The following is a 22,463-nucleotide window of genomic DNA, read 5'->3' as shown; positions in this document are numbered from 1 at the left end:
CGAATGGCATCTGGACGAAGTTGTTGTCTCGATCGTGGGAGCCGACGCCTTCAGAACCAATAGCGAGCAAGCATTCAAGTGTTTACACTTGGCCGCCTGCGGTCAAACGAATGCCACGATCATTGCGGGGCATTTCATGCGATCACCGCTTGAAAGTATGGTGTTACCCAATCAACCCAAGTCGTTCGCCCGGAGCCGCAAAACGCCGTAGATTGGGGAGTATCTCAGTTAGGGCCGCATCCTGAACACCAAACCAACGAGAAAGGTCTGCATAGAGCTGATCGGTAGAAGTCGTTGGGATCAGCACGCCGTCACCCACATCCAGCGGGTTGTCATCGCCCAACCCCAGGACAGGGTAGTCACCGAAAATTCGGCCACCGACAATGGGATCCCCCATCACCAAGGTATTGCCGCCCCAACCGTGGTCCGATCCGTTGCCATTCGATGTGAGCGTGCGGCCAAAATCGGAACCGGTAAAGGTGACAACCCTGTCCGCCAGCCCCATGTCTTCGAGCGCGGACTGGAAGGCGCCCAGAGCTTGGGACAACACGGCAAGCATGCTGGCATGGGTTTCAAGCAACTCATCATGATGGTCCCAGCCGATGTAGCGCACAAAAAAAGTCTGCTGCTCCAGCCCGAGACGATCAGAGGCGGCGATGGTGCGGCCACCATCTTGAGTTGCTGTGCGAGGTCAGTTTCAGGGAACCTGCCCGGGGCCTCAATGCCCTTGGTGGCGGCAGCGAAAGTCTCGTGCTGGGCCTGGGCGTTTCGCGTCAGGCGCAGGTAGGTTTCCCTGAAGGGATCTCCGGACTGATCGGCTGACATCATACGATTGAAACTGTCATTCAGCAGATCATTGAGTGGGGTAAAGCATGTTTGACATTGGGTGCATTCCTCTTCTGGAAAAGTTAAGCCACCGATGGAAAGAAGTCGCCCGGCAGCATGAAAAAACCCAGCACAACCCTGGCGATCTGGATACACCAGAACAGGACCGGCTCAGTTGCCATGCAGACATCGGTCAACAAGAAAGCTTGTCCAGACGATATGCCAAGGACGCTCCAATATAGAAACAACAGACCCCAAAGAAATTGATAGCCCAGGAGAATCGAGGTCATCAGCAGGGCGAACACAATGTAGTTTGCGGAATGGCTGCGTTTTATGCGGGGTCTGCCAGATTTTCACATAGCGAAATTGCCATCGCCTTCGACTGGTTCACCCACTCTGCCGGCATCTCCAAGGCAGCAAGCGATGCCGTGTTGAAGTAAAGCGCCACTATGCCATGCGCTGCGCGCTGGGTGTTGACCTCTGAAGCCCCGGGATAGTTCCGCTGCAAAACCTCAGTAACCTGCGCTTCAAATCCAAGGATCGAAGCCCGGCAGTTTAATCTGAGTTCACCATCCTCTTTGGCCCGAGCCGTAAGAGCCGCAAATGCCAGAACCAGATCGGGTGACGAATCTGACTGATCGGAGAATAGGTAGTTCACCAAGGCATGCGCGGGCTCTGAATCCGGCAATGCGGCAACCAATTCGTTCGCAGCACTGTTGAACTGGTCCAACACGTAATCCTGCAAGGCCACGATCATCTCATCCCGGTTGCCAAGGTGGTGACGGATCAGTGGGCGAGTCAACCCCGCCTCTTTTGCAATCGCACTCAAGGTGGCACTATCCAGGCCCATCCGTGCGACACAGCGCACAAACGCCTCCATGACCTGACCATAGCGCTCATCGCGATTTGAAGGGCGTCCCATTGTTCTAATCCCAATATTTCAGCCGCAATGACGACTGAGCGGTTCCACCGGCTAAGACAGCAACATCCTTGAATTCTGGAGGCAGGCCCTCGGTCGGGACCTGGACCTTCATGTCCAGGTCACCATCCATGTCCTCATCGTAAAGAGCGGCAAAAGCGTAGTCTCCCAGGGGTATATAATGAAACGTGAAGGCGGTCTTTGAGCCGGACGCTGGTATCTGTGCCATCGCTGCCGCATTGGTTACGTCCATTGCCTCAAATGCGTCAGCTTTATTGAAGCCGGCTACGATGATTACTCCATTTCCGTTTCGAAGGCCTTCAACAGTAGTCAGAAATGGTGCGTTATTGGAGGGTTGAGCAAAAGAGCTGTTTGCAATGGCCAAAAAGGCTGTCATTGCCGTGTATCTCAAAAATCGCATCAGATCACCGAAAGCTGCCAAGTGTAAGCGAACATAGGTGAAGCACGATTAATTCTCAAATGCGACAGCAAACTGCAATCCCAAACCCCTGAACATTCAAATCGATCATAAGAACGTTGGTTTCCACACTCTCCCACACACGAACTAGGCTCCAGACTCATTGAATTACAGCCAGAACAGCACGGTAGCTGCTAGAGCGATGGCCAAAAGGAATACCTTTGGGCATCTGTCATATCGGGTTGCCACACGCCGCCAATCCTTCAGGCGTCCGAACATGATCTCGTATCACTGCCCGGCAGTGCATTGCACAGCAATGTCACGAGAGGGGCGGTTGCGTCGTTTGTAGCGGCGCTTGTGGCGACCGCTAAATTTCTGTTCATCATCTACAACCGGCTCAAGAATCCCTGCTTTCAACTATTGCTGCGCCTGCGCCCTCTTGCACTCGATGTAATCCGGAATTTTAGCTACAGGCACAGCTCGGACCAATTTTTTGATCAATTTCTCAGCTTGCTAGACGCGAGCGGTTTGACGCATTGAAAAGTGGTCGTTTGGGCCGCGAAGAAGTCCGGACTTTGTCAAAGCACTCCTAACCGTTTTCGGATGCAGAGCATACTTTCTGGCAAGCGACGCTACTGTGTGAACCCTCGCTTGATCTACCACTGAGCCAAATAGCAACGTACCTAGCTCTAATCGGACGTTGTCCAAAATGAACTCCCGAAAAACCTCTTTGAAAGGTCCGATGTGCTTAACACCACGGTCGGCCTGGGCCCAGTGAAAAAGTCCTCCGAATGTTCCCTGCGGCCCGGACTGAGACTGGTTCTTTTCAGAGTTATTCAATAGGTATCTCAGGCCTTCTCTAATTCCCTCCTCGCCCCTCGATGTGAACTCGTAACCTACCTTAGCGGCGTGATCCCAGTTGTCTTCGTTTAGCTTCGAAAGCGCGGTATGAGCCCCAAACTCAACACATGCCCCAAGCATCTCGGTAGAACGGCTCGCCAGGTCAATCGGCTGGCTATCCATCCAGCTCGATACCATATGACCTTCCAACCGTTTCTCCACATAACCTTGAAGTTCAGAAGGTCTTCGAGTTTTTGAGTGCGCCAGGATGTCCTCAAGATCCGCAATGTCAGGTTTCAAGTACGACGCGTCGATCTTCGCACCATTGCTTGTTGCCTTACGCGCTCGAACCAAAGGCACGTTGTGATATCGACAGGTTCGAACCGGGCTAAATGTCCAATTGATGCGTGCTGCGCCCACTCTCAATCCATCTCGGTTGGTCTCAATGTCCGACTGATCCTCCCCCTCTGAAGTGGTCCGCCGTTATGGTTAAGAAAATGGAGGAACCACATGGTGAACAAGCGACCGAGGCCGGAAGAGATTGTCTCGAAGTTGCGGCGGGTTGAGATATTGATGGGGCAAGGCATGTCCCGTCTGGATGCGATCCGGCAGATTGGTGTTGTTGAACAGACCTATTATCGCTGGAAGAAGAAGTACGGCGGAATGGGTACGGATCAATTGAAGGAACTCAAGCGCCTTCAAAAAGAGAATGAGCGTCTTCGAAAGGTCGTCTCGGATCTTACCCTGGACAAACTGATCCTGACGGAGGCGGCCAAGGGAAACTACTGAGCCCCGCCCGTCGCCGTGCCTGCATCAACCATGTGCGCCACAAACTGCGTGTCTCAGAACGCCGGGCGTGTCGCGTCCTGAAACAGCACCGATCCACACAGCGAAAGCTGCCGAAAGGTCGAGCTGACGAGAAGCGCCTGGTGGCGGACATGATAGAATTGACCCGCCAGTATGGCCGCTACGGTTATCGCCGGATCGCGGCTTTGCTGAGAGATGCGGGCTGGCAGGTGAATGACAAGCGTGTCGAAAGGCTTTGGCGTCGGGCGGGGCTGAAAGTGCCAATGAAACAACCAAAGAAGGGGCGGCTCTGGTTAAATGATGGATCGTGTGTTCGGCTGCGGCCGGAGCATCGAAACCATGTCTGGAGCTATGACTTCGTGCATTGTCGAACGGATGACGGAAAGGCATTCCGCACGCTCAACGTCATCGATGAGTACAGCCGGGAGTGCTTGGCGATCCGTGTGGACCGCAAGCTGAACTCCAGCGATGTCATCGACGTGCTGAGTGACCTGTTCATCATGCGCGGTGTGCCAAGCTACATTCGCTCCGACAATGGCCCTGAGTTCATTGCCGTGGCGGTGCAAGACTGGATCAATGCAGTTGGAGCAAAGACCGCATACATCGAGCCAGGCAGCCCATGGGAGAACGGTTACTGTGAAAGTTTCAATGCGCGGTTCAGAGATGAGTTCCTGAATGGAGAAGTCTTCTACTGTCTAAGAGAAGCGCAGATTTTGATCGAAGAATGGAGGAAACACTACAACACAAAACGCCCGCACAGTGCTCTGGGATATAAACCGCCGGCCCCGGAAACCATCGTTCAAATGGACCAAAGGCCGGTCATGCACTGACAATCAACTTGGACCACACAAGTGGGGCTGATCACCGGGCTTACGCGGCCCCACTGGGGCCACAGTCCCCTTCAACTGTGCGGGCCGTATTCCTTCGGCGCATCGCGCCAGCGCAAACCATTGCGATTAATGAAGACTATTCCGCTCAACACCCGCTACCTGGGCGTCGGTCAGCCAAAACAGATCAGACATGTTCACCGCTCGTTCTTCGCCCGCGCACGTGAGGTTAACGGTTTGCCGCGCAAGATCGTCATCGACAAAAGTGGTGCCAATACAGTTGGCATCACGGCAATCTACAAGATGCTCAAAAGCTTTGGTTGCCCGATCCTGATTGAGACGGTCAGGCTGAAATACCTCAACAACATCATTGAACAAGATCACCGCTTCATCAAGCGAAGAATCAGACTCATGCTGGGGTTCAAATCACTCGTTTCAGCCGCATCTGTCCTGGCAGGCATAGAATTGGCAAACATGATCCGCAAAGGTCAATTTGCGTCCGGGCGTCGTCCGTTTCAGCAATTTATCCAGCTGGTGGGGTATTCGCCTCTCAAGTTTCGTCTATACAACTCTCAAAGAAATTTGCGACAGAACCCGCGCAAGTCCGGCGACCTTTCAGCCGGCCAGTTTCACCTTCCGCAAATAAGGCCGGATCTCTTCCCAACCTTGCGGGAACAGTTCCCTGGCGTTTTCATTCGGAATTGATGATGGAATGATCGCCGCACCACCAGGCACCCAATCGGCGGGCAGGGCCACGCATTTCGCGTCGCTGGTTTGCAGCGCATAGATCACACGCAGGACTTCTTCGAAGTAGCGCCCAACGTTGATGGGATAGGTCATGGTCAGGCGTAGCACCTCGTCGGGGTCGATGATGAACACCGACCGTACCGCGGCGGTTTCGGACTGCGCCGGGTGGATCATCTGATACAGTTTGGCGATCTTCAGATCAGGGTCGGCCACGATGAGAAAGGTCAGGTTCGTATGCTGGGTGTCGTTGACGACTTCGATCCAGCGCAGGTGTTCGGCGACGGTGTCGGTGCGCAGACCGATGGTTTTCACGCCACGCTCGGAAAATTCGTCGGCCAGCTGCGCAGTGCGGCCCATTTCAGTGGTGCAGACCGGAGTAAAGTCGGCGGGATGGATGAAAAAAACGCCCAGTCGTCGCCGATCCAGTGTTGGAAGGAAATCGGGCCGGTCGTGGTGCCGGCCTGGAAATCGCGAACAACGTCCCCAAGAAGCAAGGTCATTGGTCTTCCTTTCGGTCTTTTGGGCTTTGTTTCATCGGTTCAGGTAGTTCCGTGCCGCATCCCGGTCAGTGACAAGATCGCCGAGCTTGCTAATAAATTATATTTAAAATAGAGGTTTAGAAAAGAGACGTACATGAAACTCACATCCTATTCCAATTTCGCTCTGCGTTCGTTGCAGTTGGCGGCGCTCAAGGCGCCGAACCGCATCCGCGTAGACGATGTCGTGCGCGTGCACGGGCTGGCCCGACCGCATATCGTGAAGATCGTGCACGAATTGGGCCGCGCCGGTTATCTGGAAACCACGCGGGGTCGGGGTGGTGGGTTCCGGCTGGCCAAACCGGCCGAGGACATCGTCATCGGCGATGTCATTCGCCTGACCGAAGGGCCACTGGACGTGGTCGAATGTTTCAATCCTGAAAAAAATACCTGTCCGCTGATCGGAATATGCAAGCTGTCACAGGCGATTCAAAAAGCGACCCGGGCGTTCATGGCGGTGCTCGATGATCTGACCCTCGCCGACATCGCCGCAAACCGGGGTGAGTTGCTGAACCGCATCGCGCCGATCGAGGAGGGCATCGTGGCACCCATGCGCAAGGCAAGATGACGATCACCGACTGGACCGAGCGTTTCCACGGCACCAGCCGCCTTCCCAAACCGGTACGGGAAAGGTTGCGGACAGCCGCCCGAATCCTGAGTTTCCCGAAGGGTGCCCAGGTATTCGGGCCCGACAATGTGCCCGACAGCCTGCTCTTTCTGTATCACGGCCGGGTCCGGGTCTCTCAAAGGTCGGATTCCGGGCGCGAGATTGTGTTGTATCGAGTCGAGGCCGGTGAAAGCTGTGTACTGACCACAGCCTGCATGTTGGCCGAAGAAGCTTATAATGCAGAAGGTATTGCCGAGACCGATGTCGTTGCCGTGGTTCTGCCGAAACTCTCGTTTGATCGTCTGGCCTCGGAAGAGGATGCCTTTCGCCAGTTTGTCTTCGAGGCCTATTCGCGCCGATTGATCGATCTGTTGCGGGTGGTGGATGATGTGGCCTTCGGGCATCTGGACGTGCGCTTGGCCGAGCGTCTTCTTGTCTTGGCCGAGGGGGGCGATGAAATCCGGGCCACCCATCAACGGCTTGCCAGCGAGCTGGGCACTGCGCGCGAAGTCATCACGCGGATTTTGCAGGATTTCCAAAAGCGCGAGATGATCAGCCAATCGCGCGGACGGATCACTTTGACCGACAAGCCCGCATTGGAAAGACAGGCTCAGGGCGTCTGAAAGTTGCCAAAGGGTTGCGGGTTTCGTGACTTTGTCACTGAACTGGTGCTTTGAAAGTTATATTTGCATTTCAACTTTAGATTCGCGCCCAAGGTGTCGAGGCCCTGAACAGAATCTCGGTTGCGGGCGGACCAAAACCCAGGAGACGGAAATGGATGACCGCAAAAACATCCCGAAGCTCGGCGGCATTGCCCTTGCGGCGCTTGCCGCTGCGGCGGTCGGTGCGCTCGGCACCTGTTTTCTGCGGCACGATGCACCCGGCCGCAAGGCTGGAAGGGCCGGCAGCCCGATGCGGCATCGCCACACAGCGGAAGGGCAAGGCCATGACGACGTGAACACGCCGGGATTGCGCGGGCGAAATGCGACGCCCGAGGAAATCGCCAAACTGGCAGCGATGTTCCGCAACTTCGATCCCATCACGCGAAATGTCGAAAACCTGCCGGACGGCATCCGTACCGTCACCCGGTCATCGGATACCCGGGTCATGGCGGCCGTTCACGAAATGATGATGACGGGCTGCTGACAAAGGCTCGACTCGCGCCCAAGAGGAGGCACGAATATGAACGATCAGAAGTCCATTGACACGCACAACCAAAGGATGACAGACGCGATCGCGACGCCGATTGGCGCCTATCCTGTTGACCAAAGCGTCAAACCCGAGGTTCAGGGGTTCTATGACGAGGCGACGGCGACGATCAGCTATATCGTCAAGGACCCGACGTCGAACGCCTGCGCGATCATCGACAGCGTGATGGACATCGACTATGCGGCCGGCAGGATCACGTTCGACCATGCCGACCTGCTGATCGCCGAGATCGAAAAGCAGGGTCTGAAGTTGGAATGGATCATCGAAACGCATGCGCATGCGGATCATTTGTCGGCGGCGCCCTACATCCAGCAGAAGCTGGGCGGCATGATCGGCATCGGCGAGAACATCAAGATCGTGCAGGAGGTGTTCGGCAAGATCTTCAACGAAGGCACCGAGTTCCAGCGCGACGGCAGCCAGTTCGATGCGCTGTTCACCGATGGCATGACCTACAAGATCGGCAACATGACCGCCTTTGCCATGCACACGCCGGGCCACACGCCGGCCTGCATGGTGCATGTCATGGGCGATGTGGCTTTTGTGGGTGACACGCTGTTCATGCCCGATGGCGGCTCGGCCCGGGCCGATTTCCCGGGCGGGGATGCCGGCACGCTGTATGACTCGATCCAGAAGGTGCTGAGCCTGCCTGACGAGACGCGCCTGTTCATGTGTCACGACTATGGCCCCAACGGGCGGGACATCCGCTGGGAAACCACCGTGGCCGAGGAGAAGGCGCACAACATCCATGTGGGCGGCGGCAAGAGTCGGGACGAGTTCATCAAGATGCGCACCGAGCGTGACGCGACGCTGGCCATGCCGACACTGATCATCCCGTCGATCCAGGTCAACATCCGCGCGGGCGACGTCCCGACCGATCAGGATGGGAATCAGATGCTCAAAGTTCCCGTCAACAAACTCTGATCTGCGGAGGCAACATGGATATTAGGAAAATATCAGACGCACTGTCGGTCTCGCCGCAGATCACGCCGGGCGACATGGAAACCGTCAAGGCGGCGGGGTTTCGGGCGATCATCTGCAACCGGCCCGATGGCGAAGGTGCCGATCAGCCCAGCTTTGACGAGATCGAGGCTGCGGCCCGGAAACATGGCCTTGAGGCGCGCTATGTCCCGGTACAGAGCGGGATGGTCAAGGATGATGACTCGCAGGCATTTGGCCGTACCCTGACCGAGTTGCCGGGCCCGGTTCTGGCCTATTGCCGGACGGGCACGCGCTCGGCCACGTTGTGGTCGCTGCACGAGGCAGCGCACAAGCGGCCCGTCTCCGAGATTCTGACGGCCACCAAGGTCGCCGGTTACGACATGAGCGGCGTCGCCCGCCGAATCGCCAATGGCGGCAAGACCCCGACCGACACGGGGGATGCGTCCTTTGACGTGGTGATCGTAGGCGGCGGCGCCGGGGGCATCGCCACCGCCGCCAGCCTGCATGCGCGCAAATCCGACTTGTCGATCGCCATCATCGACCCGTCCGACGTGCATTATTATCAACCCGGTTGGACCCTGGTGGGCGGCGGCGTATTCACGCCCGAACAGACGGCCAAGACGATGGGTTCGCTGATCCCGAGGGGAGTCAAATGGATCAAGGCCGCTGTGGCCGCGTTCGAGCCGCAGAACAACGCCGTGATTCTGGATGGTTGCCGGGTCGTCAAATACGACCGTCTGGTGGTGTCTCCGGGGCTCAAGCTGGACTGGGGCGCGGTTGAGGGGCTGGAGGAAACGCTGGGCCGTAACGGGGTGACCTCGAACTATCGCTATGACCTGGCGCCTTATACCTGGCAGTTGGTCGAAGGGCTGAAGGCGGGCCGCGCGCTGTTCACCCAACCGCCGATGCCGATCAAATGTGCCGGCGCGCCGCAGAAGGCGATGTATCTGTCGGGCGATGCGTGGGTCCGGCGCGGGGTTCTGAAGGATATCGACATCCAGTTCATGAACGCGGGCGGGGTGCTGTTCGGGGTAAAGGACTATGTCCCGGCGCTGATGGAGTACGTCAGGAAATACGACGCCACGCTGAATTTCTTTCACAATCTGGTTTCAGTGGACGGTCCCGCGAAAACGGCCACGTTCACGGTGGCCAAACCCGATGAGCAGCCCGAGCAGGTGACGGTCGAGTTCGACATGATGCATGTCTGCCCGCCGCAGGTGGCGCCGGACTTCATCCGGGTCTCGCCGCTGGCCGATGCGGCGGGTTGGGTCGATGTCGATCAGGCGACGCTGCGGCACAAGAGCTTTGACAACATCTGGTCTCTGGGCGACGTGATGAACGCCCCAAACGCCAAAACCGCGGCCGCCGCGCGCAAGCAGGCGCCGACCTTGGCCGACAACATCCTGGCCGATATCGAAGGGCGCTCGCCGGTGGCGGCCTATGACGGCTATGGCTCGTGCCCGCTGACGGTGGAGCGCGGCAAGATCGTGCTGGCCGAGTTCGGGTATGGCGGTGTTCTGAAACCCAGTTTCCCAAAATTCCTGATCGACGGCACCAGACCCAGCCGCGCGGCCTGGTTCCTCAAGGAAAAGCTGCTGCCACCGGTCTATTGGTCGGCAATGCTGAAGGGCAAGGAATGGATGGCCAAGCCCGAACCGTTGAAAGTCGCGGCTGAATAAGCCGCCCACCCCCGAAACCGACGCAAGTTCTGTCCTGTCTTCGCGCAAGTCAGGCCTTGATCTGGCGGTCAGAGCCATCTCGTGCTGACCGCCGCCTTTTCAGGACGAAACCCCATGCAGAGCCTTTATCGTTACCTTCCCATTCTCGACTGGGGCCGCCGGTATGATCGGGCGGCGCTGTCGAACGACCTGATCGCCGCAGTGATCGTCACGATCATGCTGATCCCGCAATCGCTGGCCTATGCGCTGCTGGCGGGGCTGCCGCCCGAGGCGGGGATCTATGCCTCTATCGTGCCGATCATCCTCTATGCGGTTTTTGGAACCAGTCGGGCGCTGGCGGTGGGGCCGGTGGCGGTGGTGTCGCTGCTGACGGCAAGCGCCGTGGGGCAGGTGGCCGAGCAGGGCACCGCCGGATATGCGGTGGCGGCGCTGACACTGGCCTTTCTGTCAGGCGGGTTCCTGGTGTTGCTGGGCGTGTTCCGGCTGGGCTTTCTGGCCAACTTCCTGTCGCATCCGGTAATTGCGGGCTTCATCACCGCATCGGGCATCCTGATCGCCACCAGCCAGCTCAAGCACATCCTGGGGGTCAGCGCGCATGGGCATACTCTGCCCGAGATGCTGGGATCGATCGTTGAGAATCTCGGCCAGACCAACGGGATCGCCCTGGTGATCGGCGTGCTGGCAACGGCCTTCCTGTTCTGGGTGCGCAAGAACCTCAAACCCGCGCTGCGACGCATCGGGGTGCCACCGCTGCTGGCGGATGTGCTGACCAAGGCCGGGCCAGTGGCGGCCGTTGTGGCAACCACCGTTGCGGTCTGGGCCTTCGGGCTGGACGCGCGGGGTGTCAAGATCGTCGGCGAGGTGCCTCAGAGCCTGCCGCCGCTGACCCTGCCGGGACTGTCTTCGGACCTGATCGGCGCGCTGCTGGTGCCCGCCATACTGATCTCGATCATCGGCTTCGTCGAAAGTATTTCGGTTGCGCAGACGCTGGCCGCCAAGAAACGCCAGCGTATTGACCCGGATCAGGAACTGATCGGCCTTGGGGCGGCCAATCTGGGCGCCGCGTTCTCCGGGGGATACCCCGTTACGGGGGGATTCGCACGATCGGTGGTCAATTTCGATGCGGGCGCCGAAACCCCTGCGGCCGGTGCCTTCACCGCCATCGGGTTGGCGATAGCCGCGCTGTTCCTGACCCCGCTGGTCTACTTCCTGCCCAAGGCAACGCTGGCCGCTACGATCATCGTGGCGGTGCTCAGCCTGGTGGATTTCTCGATCCTGAAAAAGACCTGGGGCTATTCGCGGGCCGATTTTGCCGCCGTGGCCGCCACCATCCTGCTGACCCTGCTGGCCGGGGTCGAGACCGGCGTGGCCAGCGGTGTGGCGATCTCGATCCTGCTGCATCTGTACAAGACCTCGCGCCCGCATGTGGCCGAGCTGGGGCTGGTGCCGGGCACCCAGCACTTCCGCAACATCCTGCGCCACAAGGTCGAGACCGACCCCACGCTGGTCACGCTGAGGGTGGATGAAAGCCTGTACTTTGTGAACGCCCGCTTCCTCGAGGATCTGATCCAGTCGCGCGTGACCGAAGGCTGCGAGATCTGCAACGTGGTTCTGATGTTCTCGGCGGTGAACGAGGTCGACTTTTCGGCGCTGGAAAGCCTCGAGGCGATCAATGACCGCCTGCGCGACATGGGCGTCGGTCTGCATCTGAGCGAGGTCAAAGGCCCGGTCATGGACAGGCTGAAACAGTCCCACTTCCTCGACGACCTGAACGGCAAGGTCTTTCTGTCACAGTATGACGCGTGGAAATCCCTGACCGACCGCGAACCGGTGCGCGCGGCGGAATAGCCCTGTCAGATCAGTTCTTCATGGGCCTTGCGCGCGATGGTTTCGATGACCTGGCGACCGGAGCGGCCCACCATGGAATATTCCCACCGCCCATCCTGCCAGAACACGATGCCCAAATCCCCGTCGCGCCGGTATTGAAACGAGGTTCGAGCTGGGTCCGTGGTCAGATTGGCAAACAGGCTGAGGCGGTCGCCGGATTCGTTTTCGTACAGGAAGAAGGCCGCCGGGCCTTGGCCCAGTGGCAGCAGCCGACCTCCGATCAGCCGGTAGCCGGTCTCTCCCAGTTCCGGCGCGATCACCGGCGCGCCCAGCCGGTTGCTGAGCCAGGTTTGCAGATGCTCGCGCTCATCGGCGAACACCTCGACCGGGTGCAGAACCTCGGGTGAATAAAGGGCGTGTGCCGCTGCCGCCTGAATTGGTGCCTGCGCCATCAATTTCTCGGGCTTGACAGAATCCCGCGACAGGAGCAGACCACTGCCCAGACCCAAGGCAAAGATCGCCACCGCTGCGGCCAGCCGCCCTAATACACCGTGACTGGTGCCCTCGCGCGCCCTGTGCATCAGCCGGTCCAGTTGCGCGGGATCGGGCTGCGGCACCGAGATGCGCATTATTCCCGCCTGCCGGATCATTGCCGCCAGCCGCGCACGGTCGGCGGGATGTGCGGCAAGGTGCCGGTCCAGACGGTCCTGCTGAGATGGCGTCAACTGGCCGTCGACTGCGGCCTGAATCAGAGTGTCCATGTTCGGTTCGGTCGTCATGTCATGCTCCGCAATCGTGATTTGCCCGCCTGTTCTTCCGGGGCTTGCAGCCGTGTCCGGGCCCGGGACAACCGAGACATGACGGTGCCCTGCGGGACGCCCAGCAATCGGGCGGTCTCGGCATAGGTCAACCCCGCGATGGTGACCGCCAGCAGAACAAGTTTCTGATCCTCCGGCAAGGCGTCGATCCGACGCCACAGCCAGCGCAGTTCCAATCGCTCTTCGGCGGTCGCCCCGGGCGAGACCAGTTGATCCAACGCCCGAGGATCGGTTTCGGGACGATTCGCAGCGCGCCGCCGGTCATTGCGAAAACAATTAAGCAGGATTTTCATCGCCCAGGGCTTGACCGGGTGGCCCGGCCATCTGAGCCCCTTTTTTCGGATCGCGCGCAAGACCGCATCCTGCACCAGATCGTCGGCCAGGTCGCGATTCCGGGTCAGTGAAAACGCAAATCGCCACAGATCGGGCAAGGCGTCTTCGAGTTGCTGGTCGAATGTCCGTGTCATCGTCTAAGCCAAAGGCGGCCCGGTCGGACCGCCCCCTGGCGCCGCAATCAGGGCCGCGCGGTATGCCACACGCCCTTAACGCCGTCGCCGGTCATTTCTCCGGGTTGCTTGTCCTTGATCCACAGATACAGCGGTTGGCCCTTGTAGGCGACCTGCATTGTTCCATCGTCGCGCTGGATCAACGAATAGTTCTTGGGCAGTTCGGTTCCCGCGGCTGCGGTCAGCGGCGGCCAGTTCACTGCGCATTGATCATAGCAGTAGGACTTGCCCGTTTCGTCTTTGTCGAACGTATAAAGAGTCATCTTGTTGGCATCCATCAAAATAGTCTGATCGCCCAGTTTCCCGGTCAGGACCGGGGCGTCGCCAGCTGCGGCGGCGGTTGCAAGGGCGCATGCCATCAGGGTGGATGCGGTCAGCGCAAAAGAAGTGCGGGTCATTCGGGTGTTCCTCCGTGTCGGGCGTCTGCATCATCGCAGATATGACACTTACACGCAGGCGATCGGGTTTATTCCCCCGGGCTTGAATTTTATTCGCGCCCGGCAGGGTCATGCGTGCCGCGCCAAATGCCGGTTGATTGGACAAAGACATCGGGAAGTGGATGTCGGGTCGCTGCGGAGCGATCGGAACATCGTTGATGCCGCGCCCGGATCGCCCAGCAACATTGCGACAGCAGGACCGGTGATATACCGGCCAAAGTTGGCGACTCTCACGCCGGTCACCGGAAGATCGGAGAACGGCTTGCGCGTGGTTCCTCTGGGAAGTTGTTGCACCCGGATGCCTACAGGATTTATTGACCGGCCAGCATCCAGCCTGCGGCCTTTTCTGCAATCATGATCGTGGGCGAATTGGTGTTTCCACTGGTGATCTCTGGCATGATCGAGGCATCAACGACGCGCAGCCCAATCACCCCCTTCATGCGCAAATGCGAATCGAGAACGGCGGTTTCATCATCCTCTCGGCCCATCTTGATCGTACCAACCGGGTGAAAGATCGTGCTGGCGATGTCGCCTGCCAAACGGGCCAGTTCCTCGTCGGTTTGATACTGAATGCCCGGCTTGAACTCTTCCGGCTCGTAAGCTTCCATCGCGGGCTGAGACATGATTTCGCGTACCTGCCGCAAACTTTGAGCGGCAACCCTGCGATCTTCGTCTGTGTCGAGATAATTGGGGGTAATCTGGGGCGGCTGACGGAAATCCGAAGACGCGATGCGGACATGCCCGCGGCTGGTCGGATTCAGATTGCAGACGCTGACGGTGATGGCGGGGAAATCATGCAGGTCTTCGCCAAACGCCTCAAGGCTCAGCGGCTGGACGTGGTATTCGAGGTTGGCGTGTGGTCTTGCCGGATCAGACCGGGTGAAAGCCCCCAACTGGCTGGGCGACATGCTCATCGGGCCAGAGCGCTTCAGCACATATTCCAGTCCGATCTTGGCCTTGCCTATCAGCGAATTGGCCAGGGTGTTCAGCGTCTTGGTGCCCTTGACCTTGTAGACCGCGCGAATTTGCAGGTGATCCTGTAGGTTCTCGCCCACATAGGGCGCATCCATAACGACATCAATTCCGTGCTTTTTCAGAAGCGCCGCCGGGCCGATCCCCGACAGTTGCAGGATTTGCGGCGAGTTCACGGCGCCCGCAGACAAAACCACCTCCTTTGAGACCTCGACCGCAACGGGCTGTCCTTTGTGGCAGACAACTGCCCCGGAACAATGCAACCGACCGGTCTCGCCTGTTTCGAAAGTCAGTTTCTCAACCTGCGCCTCGGTCCAGATCGTCAGGTTCGGGCGCGACTTGGCGGGACGCAGAAATGCCTTGGAGGTATTCCAACGCCAGCCAGAACGCTGGTTGACGTCGAAATAGCCAACCCCGGCATTGTCGCCGGTGTTGAAATCATCGGTCTTGGGGATGCCGTATTCGACCGCGGCTTCGGCAAAACTGTCCAGAACATCCCAGCGCAGTCGCTGTTTTTCCACCCGCCATTCGCCGCCATGCCCGTGCAGATCGGAAAACCGGCTGTTGTCGCCGGTGCGCGGATCGGCGCCGTCATCCAACCGGTAGTGGTTCTCATGAGCCTTGAAGTCGGCCAGCGCGTTTTCCCAGTTCCATGCCTCTTCACCGGTGAGCTTGGCCCAGTTGTCATAGTCACGGGCCTGGCCCCGCATATAGATCATCCCGTTGATTGAGGAACACCCGCCCAGCGCTTTCCCGCGCGGGTAAAGCAGGCTGCGCCCGTTCAGCCCCTTAGCGGGTTCGGTTTTGTACATCCAGTCTGCGCGCGGGTTGCCGATGCAATAGAGATAGCCAACCGGAATGTGTATCCAAGGATAGGTATCGGGCTTGCCCGCCTCAAGCAGCAAAACCCGGTTCCCTGGATCGGTGCTCAGCCTGTTGGTCATCAGGCACCCGGCCGAACCGCCGCCAATCACAATATAGTCGTACCTGTTTGCGCCATCAGACATCTTTGTCTTCCACCTGTTCTGTCTTTTCGTTGCCAGTTGTGCGCCAGAGGGAACAAGGTATGCTGTTCTCTTGCAGGCTGCACGATTATGCGGCACGTTTTCTCCGCCACAAGCCAACGATGTGGTTCACGCCCCCTCCCGGAACGCTGGTTTTACCGATCTCTGCGGGAGCGGCAGGCAAAAAGCTAATGACAATTTGCACAATACCATATTAGCAAATTTTATATGGACCGGTTTTCGAGCATTAACCCCGTCTTGGCCTTCGTTACGGTGGCCCGGGAAGGCAGTGTTTCACGCGCAGCCGAGGTGCTGAACCTGACACAGCCGGCCATCAGCCATCAAATCAAGCGTCTTGCCGAAGATACGGGGCTTACCTTGTTCAACCGAACCGCTACCGGGTTGCAGATCACTCATGACGGCACTGCGGTATTGGCGAAGGCTCAACACGTCCTCGATGCAGTCAGTGATTTCCAACGCAGCGCCCGCCTGCGCGTTGGGCGCTTGAGTGGAAAACTGACGATCGGTACGATCGTCGATCCGGAGTTCATCCGGTTGGGGCGTCTGTTGGCGTATTTGCGCGCAGAGCATCCTGATGTTGAAACCGAACTGAAGCACGGGGTCAGCGGAGATATTTTGACATGGCTCAAGCGGGGTCGGGTTGATGCCGGGTTTTACTTGTGTGGGCCCGATGACCTATCCAGCATCGGGTCGGACGGAGACGATCCGGTGCATGCCATCAAGTTGGCCGAATTCACGTATCGCGTGATCGGACCGGCTGGCTGGCAGAAGCAGGTGGAAGAGTCCGACTGGTCTTCGCTTGCAGCCCTTCCTTGGATCGGCACGCCCGAAGCCTCTGTTCACCATCGCCTTCTGGCCAAAGTTTTCGAACGTCACGCCTGCCGCGCGAACGTGGTTGCGCTGGTGGATCAAGAAGCTTCGATGCTTGAAATGGTCAGGTCCGGCATTGGCCTGAGCCTCTGCCGCGAGTCCATCGCGCTGCATCAAAAGCAATCCTTCGGGCTTGCCGTCTGCAATTCCGTGTCTGTTCCTGCGTGTCTGAGTTTCGCGGCATTGGAACGTCGCAAAGACAACCCGATGATAGCCGAGACATTTGACCTGTTGCTCCGGTCCTGGTGATCGCGTCTGGGAGGTTGCAAAATACTTCTGAGGCGTGTTGCAAATTGCCATCCGGCGCGTTCTGCGCGTGGTACGGCGGGCGGCGCTATAAACCTGGTCGGCCCCAAGTGCCATGTTCTGCACAGACAGCAAGTGAGCACAGGACAACTTATTGCATAGTGGGGTGGGTTTCAAACAATGGGTGGTGACGATATCGGCCCGGCTGCTGCGAAGACCATGCATGGTGCAACCGTGCCGCCTTCGTTTTTTGTCGCGTTCCACGCCAAAAACATTGGGAAAGACGTTCAGACAACCTATGATCTGATCCCGGGCGACGACAAGAAACGACACTGGGTCGAGGACGGCGATACGTGACGCTTCATCGGCTGTAACCTCTTTGGCGAGCACCCCGAAACGAAGGCCGAGTTCTGCAACCCGCACATAAGATGACGGCAAAGCTCATACGGGAACGGTCAAGCGATCCTGTAATTGACCAACCAAAATGGCAGAGGTCGCGGACTGACTCTGCCTTGTCAGTTTATCTGCCAAAGAACTCAACCACCGCATCCGACGATGCTTTTACCGCCTCGGGTTTGTAGTAGAAGTCCACGTGCGAGAACTGATCAAATGCCAGTTCCTCGTGCTTATTCGTTAGCTTTCCGACAAATTGCGTTGAGCTAGGGGCGGTGAAGGCCGTACTGCTGTAGATGGTCAGGGATGGCTGCACGATCTTGTCGGCTTAGACTTCTCCGATGGAAAACAGAGACTGCATGCCCCGACCGCCGATGAGCATGTTGGTATAGGTCGGAACCGCCTTCGGCCCTTTGACCCGGATCGTGACTTCGTCGAGCAATTGAAGGAAGCCTTGCGGCGCTGCATTGGGGTGATTACGGAAGAGACGGCCATCGGACTGAATCGGATGGTCATCTCAGAATTGATCCGTGACCTTGACCGGCCCCGGCAATTCTTCACTGAAACCGCGACACTTGATTACCCAATTACCAGGCTGTTCAGCGAAGCCGTGGATGTGGGCGTTATCCGAAAGGCTGATCCGGTTTTTGCAACCAACCAGCTATTGGCGCTGGTAAAGAACTTCTTTTTCTGGCCAGAGTTCTTCCTCGGTAAAAACCCGACGCCCAAAGATGTTTTGGACGATTGCGTCGCGATGTTCCTGGCGCACTACAAAGCAGACGTTTGACGCGTGATCGCGAACGCCCGCTTCGTACCGCGAAATGCACCTTCGAAAGGTTCAGGACTTTGCACCTGCGGCCAAAGTCCGGTCTGGCGGGCGCCGCAGAAGCGATGACCGGTCTGGGCCGCCCATATCGATGCGTCATAGAACCAAAAGGTCGTGGTCATGCGTTGCATCTTGAACGACGATTAATCGCTTGAATTCGCCGCGCTTTCGGAGTTCATCCTTTCATCCAGCGTTTTCAGAAGCCTGTTCAAGTCTTTGGCTTCTGCCGAGGTTAGTCCGCGCAAAAGGTGATGCTGTGTGTCGACATGATCGACGACGGCTTTCTCGATCGTCGCAAATCCGGCTTCTGTCAAACGGATCAGAAACCCGCGTTTGTCTTCAGGGTTTGGCACCCTCTCGACGAGGCCGTGTTTGACGAGTTGATCGATGCGATTGGTCATTGTTCCCGAGGTCACCATGGTCAGATCCAGCAATGCTCCAGGGGATAAGCCATCGGGTTTTCCGGATCTGCGCAGGGTCGCCAGGACATCAAAGCTGGCGGCGTTCAACCCATGAGCCTTCCAGGTTCTTTCCATTTCGCCCCGAAGCTTGGAAGTCAATCGTGACAGCCGACCGATGATTTCCATCGGTCCGACATCAAGGTCGGGCCGGGCCTTGTTCCATTGGGCAATGATGCGGTCTACGTGGTCCATGAAACTATATTGCGGAGTTATCTCTTGACGTCAAGATAAATGGATATATCTTGACATCAAGATAATGGAGATCCGCGATGAGACATCTCGACATTGCACTAACAGCCATTGCGCCGCTGGTTTGGGGCAGCACCTACTTTGTGACGACGGAATTCCTTCCTTCAGGGTATCCGGTGACGATGGCCGCCCTGCGCGCTCTGCCTGCCGGCCTTCTGCTGCTGGTAATGGCGCCGCGCTTGCCGAAAGGAATTTGGTGGCTGCGCATTTTCGTTCTCGGCGCGCTCAACTTCACGCTTTTCTGGGCCTTTCTGTTTATCGCAGCCTATAGGCTGCCTGGAGGGGTCGCGGCGACAGTCGGTGCGATACAGCCTCTGATCGTCGTGTTCCTGGCCGCGCTGCTGCTTGGGACAGCGATCAGAGCGTCGGCCGTGATGGCTGCCTTGATCGGCATCTTTGGTGTCGGGCTGCTTGTCCTAGGGTCAGGTATAAGGCTTGATCCCATCGGTTTGATTGCCGGAGTTTGCGGGGCGGCCTCGATGGCGGCAGGCACGGTCTTGACTCGGAAATGGCAACCTCCGGTGCCGCTGCTTACCTTCACCGCCTGGCAACTGACCGCCGGCGGTTTGTTGCTGGTGCTTCTGGCCGTCTTCATCGAGCCGCCGCTTCCAACACTGGATGCACGGAACCTCTCAGGCATCCTCTACCTAGCGCTCATCGGGGCTGCGCTCACCTATATCCTGTGGTTTCGCGGTATCTCACGGATAGAGCCAGGGGCCGTCTCGGCGCTTGGTTTTCTCAGCCCGCTCGCCGCCGTTCTGATCGGTTGGGCATTGCTGGGTCAGGCGCTGACACAGATGCAAATCGCCGGCGCCGCGCTTGTCTTTGCAGCAATCTGGGTTGGTCAAAGAGCGGCGCGTACCCGCCCATCTGAGCTTTCGAAAAACCCCATCCGCCACCCATCGTAAAGGAGAACTCTGATGAAACTCATAGTATTTGGTGCCACCGGCGATGTCGGATCTCGCGTCGTAACGGAAGCGCTTGCTCGCGGGCATCTCGTAACCGCAGCTATTCGAAACGAGGCAGCGATTGCCAAGCTGCCCGAGGGTGTCAGACCGGTCATCGCGGATGCGACAGATCCCGCAACCCTCGTCAAAGCCATGGAGTCTCAGGACCTTGCGATCAGCGCGTTGCGCTCTCCGCCCGGGCGCGAAGGCGAGATCGTGGCTCTGACACGTTCGATCCTAAATGCTGCTTCACGCACGGGTCTTCGGGTGATCATCGTTGGCGGCGCCGCGCGCCTGCATCTGCCAAACGGCAGTCCGCATACGGTTCTGTCAGATCCGGATTTCTTGCCTGACAACATCGTTCCAACAGCCCGCGCATCGATGGCGCAATGGGAGCTCTGCGCCTCTGAAACATCGGCAAATTGGACTTATGCCAGCCCTCCAGCCCTTTTGCAGCCCGGCCCACGCCTGGGCGCGTTCAGAACCGGCACCGACACGCTGCTGGTCGATGAACTGGGCAATTCGGAGATATCGATGGAAGACTTTGCCGTTGCGCTGGTAGACGAGGCACAATCAGCCAATTTCCAGTGTGCTGCGTTCACGGTCGGTTACTAGCACTTGTTCAAGAGCGCCAGGGAAAGGCAGACCGGCCAGCCGACCAGCAGGCCGGGCAGGGACTAGCGGGGGCAGGTCAGACCAGATAAACCGTTTCACCGGTTTCAATTGCCTGTTGTGCCGCTTGCCCCATCCTGACAGCCCAGAGGCCGTCCTTCAAACTTACATCCGGTTTTGCTGTTTCGCCACGAAGCACGGCCAGGAACCCTTTGTGCTGATAATAGGTCGACCCATTGTGATCCCCTGCCGCCAAAAGGGTGGGGTCGACCGGAACGTCCATTGATACCGGACCTTTGGGGTTGCGCGGGCTCAGGATCACCTGAGGCAGCGGCGGGGCACCCAAATGGTCGGGCCAGAATCGTCCAGGTCCGGGAACAAACGCCTCGATCTTGGCGTCCGGTCCGACGGCCGATATTTCTTCTTGGTAGCGTGCGCCTTCGGCAAACATGCAAAGTTCCAACATCGCGCGCGCGCCCGAAGCGAAGTCGACCAGAACATAGCCGTGATCCAGAATATCCGGGGTTTGACCGTCGTAACTTTCGTCCAGATGGTTCACCGCCTGCCCGCCGCTTGCCGTGATGCGCACCGGATCGGATCGCAATATCAGACGCATCAAGTCGAAGAAGTGGCAGCATTTCTCGACGAAAGTACCACCAGTATTTCGGTTGAACCGGTTCCAGTTGCCGACCTTGTTGAGGAAGGGAAAACGATGCTCGCGGATCGACAGCATTTTCACCCCACCTGTCGCCTCGGCCTTGTCGATCAAAGCAGCGATAGGGGGCATATACCGGTATTCCATCGCAACCCAAATCGGGCAGGGGTAGTCGCGCTGCAACTGCTCGAGCCGGGGCGCGTCCTGCGGGTCGGTGAACAATGGTTTTTCTACCAGAAGCGGCAGAGGACGTGTTTCAGCGATTTCGCAGATCTGGTCCACATGAAGATGGTTCGGGCTGACAATGACGACGCAGTCCAGTTCCTCTACCGCCAGAAGCTGTTGCACGGAACCTGCCATGGTTGCAGTCGGCGCAATTGCCTTGGCGGCTTTTGCCATCTCCTGATCGGGTTCAAAGATCGCAGCCACACTGGTACCTTCCAGCAATCCGATATTGTGCAGGTGCTCTTGCCCCATCATTCCGCATCCAATCAGCCCGTAATTGATGGTCCGGGTCATGTGCGTTTCCTTCTACTTCAGACGTTGAACGTAGTTGGCCCGATCCGGGTCGAACCAGGTTTTTGAGAATTCGACGGGTTCGGCGCTTTCCGACCAGCTGAACCGCTCGATGTAACCGACTGCTTGGCCGGCTGGCTTGGTGAAGTCAGAAGGTGTCCAGTCCGGTAGAGGCCGGACCGAAACCCTGTCTTCGGCTCTTGCGATCCAAAAGCCCAACTGGCGCTGATAATAGCGATAGAGCGAGTCGGACAGCAGGCTCTGGTCGATCAGGCCCGCTGATTCGTCCAGCCAGATTTCTTCGACAGCGATGATTGTATCATTCAGGTAGCGCATCCTCCGGACACGCGAACCGGCGTCAGAAGCACCGAATTTTGGCAGACCAACCGGCTTTTTCAGATGGTCAACCGACAGGATATCCGCACGAGGCAGGCCACCCCCTTCGGGCAGTTCCAGCCTAAACATTGCATAGACGCTGCTTTGCGTACCGGTCTCGCGTATGTAGTTCCCCGAGCCTTGGATTCGCTCCAACATCCCCTTTTTTTCTAGCTCTGAGAGCGATTTTCGCAGCGTCCCAACCGAGACATTCAGCTCTGCGGCCATCTCGCGCTCGGGCGGCAATCGTTCACCGTCAATAAGGCGACCAGCCGCGATGTCACGGATCAGAAGTTCCGCGATCTGAATATATACCGGCAAAGCATTGGGGTTTCGGTTGGATGCAGGCACGGCAGACGCTTCACTCGGTCGCAG

Annotated in this window: 24 protein-coding genes and 4 pseudogenes; 13 read left to right on the top strand and 15 right to left on the bottom strand. The window is 58.1% G+C overall.

Annotated elements, in window-relative coordinates; all coding sequences use genetic code 11:
• Window positions 1-163: 163 nt before the first annotated feature.
• From ACR3E6_RS17055 to ACR3E6_RS17035, 5 genes and pseudogenes are all read right to left on the bottom strand, one after another.
• Window positions 164-667, bottom strand: a pseudogene (locus ACR3E6_RS17055) (DUF1501 domain-containing protein); the annotation flags it as partial.
• A gap of 241 nt (window positions 668-908) precedes the next feature.
• Window positions 909-1,130, bottom strand: a complete 222-nt coding sequence (locus ACR3E6_RS17050; protein ID WP_480488317.1) for a hypothetical protein — start codon at window positions 1,128-1,130, stop codon at window positions 909-911.
• 26 nt (window positions 1,131-1,156) lie between these two features.
• Window positions 1,157-1,747: a TetR/AcrR family transcriptional regulator gene (locus ACR3E6_RS17045; protein WP_171638349.1), complete on the bottom strand. Its 591-nt coding sequence runs from the start codon at window positions 1,745-1,747 to the stop codon at window positions 1,157-1,159.
• 4 nt (window positions 1,748-1,751) lie between these two features.
• Window positions 1,752-2,141, bottom strand: a complete 390-nt coding sequence (locus tag ACR3E6_RS17040) for a DUF2141 domain-containing protein (protein WP_480488315.1) — start codon at window positions 2,139-2,141, stop codon at window positions 1,752-1,754.
• Window positions 2,142-2,330: 189 nt separating this feature from the next.
• Window positions 2,331-2,447, bottom strand: a pseudogene (locus ACR3E6_RS17035) (IS5/IS1182 family transposase); the annotation flags it as partial.
• A 1,065-nt stretch (window positions 2,448-3,512) separates the two neighbouring features.
• Between ACR3E6_RS17035 and ACR3E6_RS17030 the strand changes: the two are divergent.
• Window positions 3,513-4,639, top strand: a protein-coding gene (locus ACR3E6_RS17030; protein WP_480488313.1) for an IS3 family transposase whose coding sequence is annotated in 2 segments (ribosomal slippage) — window positions 3,513-3,777 and window positions 3,777-4,639 — 1,128 coding nt in all. Because the reading frame shifts where the segments join, the coding sequence is not laid out codon by codon here.
• Between the two features lie 80 nt (window positions 4,640-4,719).
• Here the strand turns inward: ACR3E6_RS17030 and ACR3E6_RS17025 are convergent.
• Window positions 4,720-4,831, bottom strand: a pseudogene (locus tag ACR3E6_RS17025) (IS5/IS1182 family transposase); the annotation flags it as partial.
• Window positions 4,832-4,843: 12 nt separating this feature from the next.
• Here ACR3E6_RS17025 and ACR3E6_RS17020 point away from each other — a divergent pair.
• Window positions 4,844-5,176: pseudogene (locus ACR3E6_RS17020) on the top strand (DDE-type integrase/transposase/recombinase); the annotation flags it as partial.
• 75 nt (window positions 5,177-5,251) lie between these two features.
• On the opposite strand, the gene ACR3E6_RS17015 reads toward ACR3E6_RS17020, so the two are convergent.
• Together ACR3E6_RS17015 and ACR3E6_RS17010 are read right to left on the bottom strand one after the other, a co-directional pair.
• Window positions 5,252-5,740, bottom strand: a complete 489-nt coding sequence (locus ACR3E6_RS17015) for a redoxin domain-containing protein (RefSeq protein ID WP_253283276.1) — start codon at window positions 5,738-5,740, stop codon at window positions 5,252-5,254.
• Entirely contained in the window at window positions 5,692-5,883 is a 192-nt protein-coding gene (locus tag ACR3E6_RS17010; protein WP_480488311.1) for a hypothetical protein, read from the bottom strand. The genes ACR3E6_RS17015 and ACR3E6_RS17010 overlap by 49 nt, the downstream gene beginning before the upstream one ends.
• Before the next feature lie 133 nt (window positions 5,884-6,016).
• On the opposite strand from ACR3E6_RS17010, the gene ACR3E6_RS17005 reads away from it, so the two are divergent.
• The 6 genes from ACR3E6_RS17005 (at window position 6,017) to ACR3E6_RS16980 (ending at window position 12,201) form a co-directional block, all read left to right on the top strand.
• Complete coding sequence (locus tag ACR3E6_RS17005) at window positions 6,017-6,487, top strand: Rrf2 family transcriptional regulator (protein WP_171638354.1); 471 nt, start codon at window positions 6,017-6,019, stop codon at window positions 6,485-6,487.
• Window positions 6,484-7,149 carry a Crp/Fnr family transcriptional regulator gene (locus ACR3E6_RS17000; protein ID WP_480488309.1) on the top strand — a complete coding sequence of 222 codons (666 nt, stop codon included), beginning with the start codon at window positions 6,484-6,486 and terminating at the stop codon, window positions 7,147-7,149. The genes ACR3E6_RS17005 and ACR3E6_RS17000 overlap by 4 nt, the downstream gene beginning before the upstream one ends.
• Before the next feature lie 151 nt (window positions 7,150-7,300).
• Entirely contained in the window at window positions 7,301-7,672 is a 372-nt protein-coding gene (locus ACR3E6_RS16995) for a hypothetical protein (protein WP_480488307.1), read from the top strand.
• A gap of 99 nt (window positions 7,673-7,771) precedes the next feature.
• A complete protein-coding gene (locus ACR3E6_RS16990; RefSeq protein ID WP_480489145.1) occupies window positions 7,772-8,656 on the top strand; it encodes an MBL fold metallo-hydrolase in 885 nt (294 codons plus the stop codon).
• Between the two features lie 14 nt (window positions 8,657-8,670).
• Window positions 8,671-10,353 carry a bifunctional protein tyrosine phosphatase family protein/NAD(P)/FAD-dependent oxidoreductase gene (locus ACR3E6_RS16985; protein ID WP_171723847.1) on the top strand — a complete coding sequence of 561 codons (1,683 nt, stop codon included), beginning with the start codon at window positions 8,671-8,673 and terminating at the stop codon, window positions 10,351-10,353.
• Between the two features lie 114 nt (window positions 10,354-10,467).
• Window positions 10,468-12,201, top strand: coding sequence for a SulP family inorganic anion transporter (locus ACR3E6_RS16980; protein ID WP_171723846.1), 1,734 nt, complete (start codon window positions 10,468-10,470; stop codon window positions 12,199-12,201).
• A 5-nt stretch (window positions 12,202-12,206) separates the two neighbouring features.
• Here the strand turns inward: ACR3E6_RS16980 and ACR3E6_RS16975 are convergent, their stop codons facing one another.
• From ACR3E6_RS16975 to ACR3E6_RS16960, 4 genes are all read right to left on the bottom strand, one after another.
• Window positions 12,207-12,959, bottom strand: a complete 753-nt coding sequence (locus ACR3E6_RS16975) for an anti-sigma factor family protein (protein ID WP_171723845.1) — start codon at window positions 12,957-12,959, stop codon at window positions 12,207-12,209.
• Entirely contained in the window at window positions 12,956-13,465 is a 510-nt protein-coding gene (locus tag ACR3E6_RS16970; protein WP_480488305.1) for an RNA polymerase sigma factor, read from the bottom strand. The genes ACR3E6_RS16975 and ACR3E6_RS16970 overlap by 4 nt, the downstream gene beginning before the upstream one ends.
• Before the next feature lie 47 nt (window positions 13,466-13,512).
• Entirely contained in the window at window positions 13,513-13,902 is a 390-nt protein-coding gene (locus tag ACR3E6_RS16965) for a COG4315 family predicted lipoprotein (protein ID WP_171638368.1), read from the bottom strand.
• 350 nt (window positions 13,903-14,252) lie between these two features.
• Window positions 14,253-15,920: a GMC family oxidoreductase gene (locus ACR3E6_RS16960; protein WP_480488303.1), complete on the bottom strand. Its 1,668-nt coding sequence runs from the start codon at window positions 15,918-15,920 to the stop codon at window positions 14,253-14,255.
• 225 nt (window positions 15,921-16,145) lie between these two features.
• On the opposite strand from ACR3E6_RS16960, the gene ACR3E6_RS16955 reads away from it, so the two are divergent.
• From ACR3E6_RS16955 to ACR3E6_RS16945, 3 genes are all read left to right on the top strand, one after another.
• Window positions 16,146-17,057: a LysR family transcriptional regulator gene (locus ACR3E6_RS16955; RefSeq protein ID WP_480488301.1), complete on the top strand. Its 912-nt coding sequence runs from the start codon at window positions 16,146-16,148 to the stop codon at window positions 17,055-17,057.
• Window positions 17,058-17,234: 177 nt separating this feature from the next.
• Entirely contained in the window at window positions 17,235-17,411 is a 177-nt protein-coding gene (locus ACR3E6_RS16950) for a hypothetical protein (RefSeq protein ID WP_480488299.1), read from the top strand.
• Window positions 17,412-17,889: 478 nt separating this feature from the next.
• Complete coding sequence (locus ACR3E6_RS16945; protein WP_210092974.1) at window positions 17,890-18,234, top strand: TetR/AcrR family transcriptional regulator C-terminal domain-containing protein; 345 nt, start codon at window positions 17,890-17,892, stop codon at window positions 18,232-18,234.
• A gap of 182 nt (window positions 18,235-18,416) precedes the next feature.
• Here the strand turns inward: ACR3E6_RS16945 and ACR3E6_RS16940 are convergent, their stop codons facing one another.
• The gene (locus ACR3E6_RS16940) at window positions 18,417-18,926 is read right to left on the bottom strand and encodes a MarR family winged helix-turn-helix transcriptional regulator (protein WP_480488297.1); all 510 of its coding nucleotides are present in this window, start codon (window positions 18,924-18,926) and stop codon (window positions 18,417-18,419) included.
• A gap of 77 nt (window positions 18,927-19,003) precedes the next feature.
• Between ACR3E6_RS16940 and ACR3E6_RS16935 the strand changes: the two genes are divergently transcribed.
• Both ACR3E6_RS16935 and ACR3E6_RS16930 read left to right on the top strand, forming a co-directional pair.
• Window positions 19,004-19,891 (top strand): EamA family transporter, encoded by an 888-nt coding sequence (locus ACR3E6_RS16935; protein WP_480488295.1) that lies wholly within the window; start codon window positions 19,004-19,006, stop codon window positions 19,889-19,891.
• 12 nt (window positions 19,892-19,903) lie between these two features.
• Window positions 19,904-20,545 carry an NAD(P)-dependent oxidoreductase gene (locus ACR3E6_RS16930; protein ID WP_480488293.1) on the top strand — a complete coding sequence of 214 codons (642 nt, stop codon included), beginning with the start codon at window positions 19,904-19,906 and terminating at the stop codon, window positions 20,543-20,545.
• 76 nt (window positions 20,546-20,621) lie between these two features.
• Here ACR3E6_RS16930 and ACR3E6_RS16925 read toward each other — a convergent pair whose 3' ends face one another.
• Window positions 20,622-21,716, bottom strand: a complete 1,095-nt coding sequence (locus ACR3E6_RS16925) for a Gfo/Idh/MocA family protein (protein WP_480488291.1) — start codon at window positions 21,714-21,716, stop codon at window positions 20,622-20,624.
• A gap of 12 nt (window positions 21,717-21,728) precedes the next feature.
• Window positions 21,729-22,439 (bottom strand): GntR family transcriptional regulator, encoded by a 711-nt coding sequence (locus ACR3E6_RS16920; protein WP_171723837.1) that lies wholly within the window; start codon window positions 22,437-22,439, stop codon window positions 21,729-21,731.
• Window positions 22,440-22,463 lie beyond the last annotated feature (24 nt).

Source organism: Ruegeria sp. AL3 (genome assembly GCF_056536065.1).
This window is presented reverse-complemented; position numbering and strand designations above follow the sequence as displayed.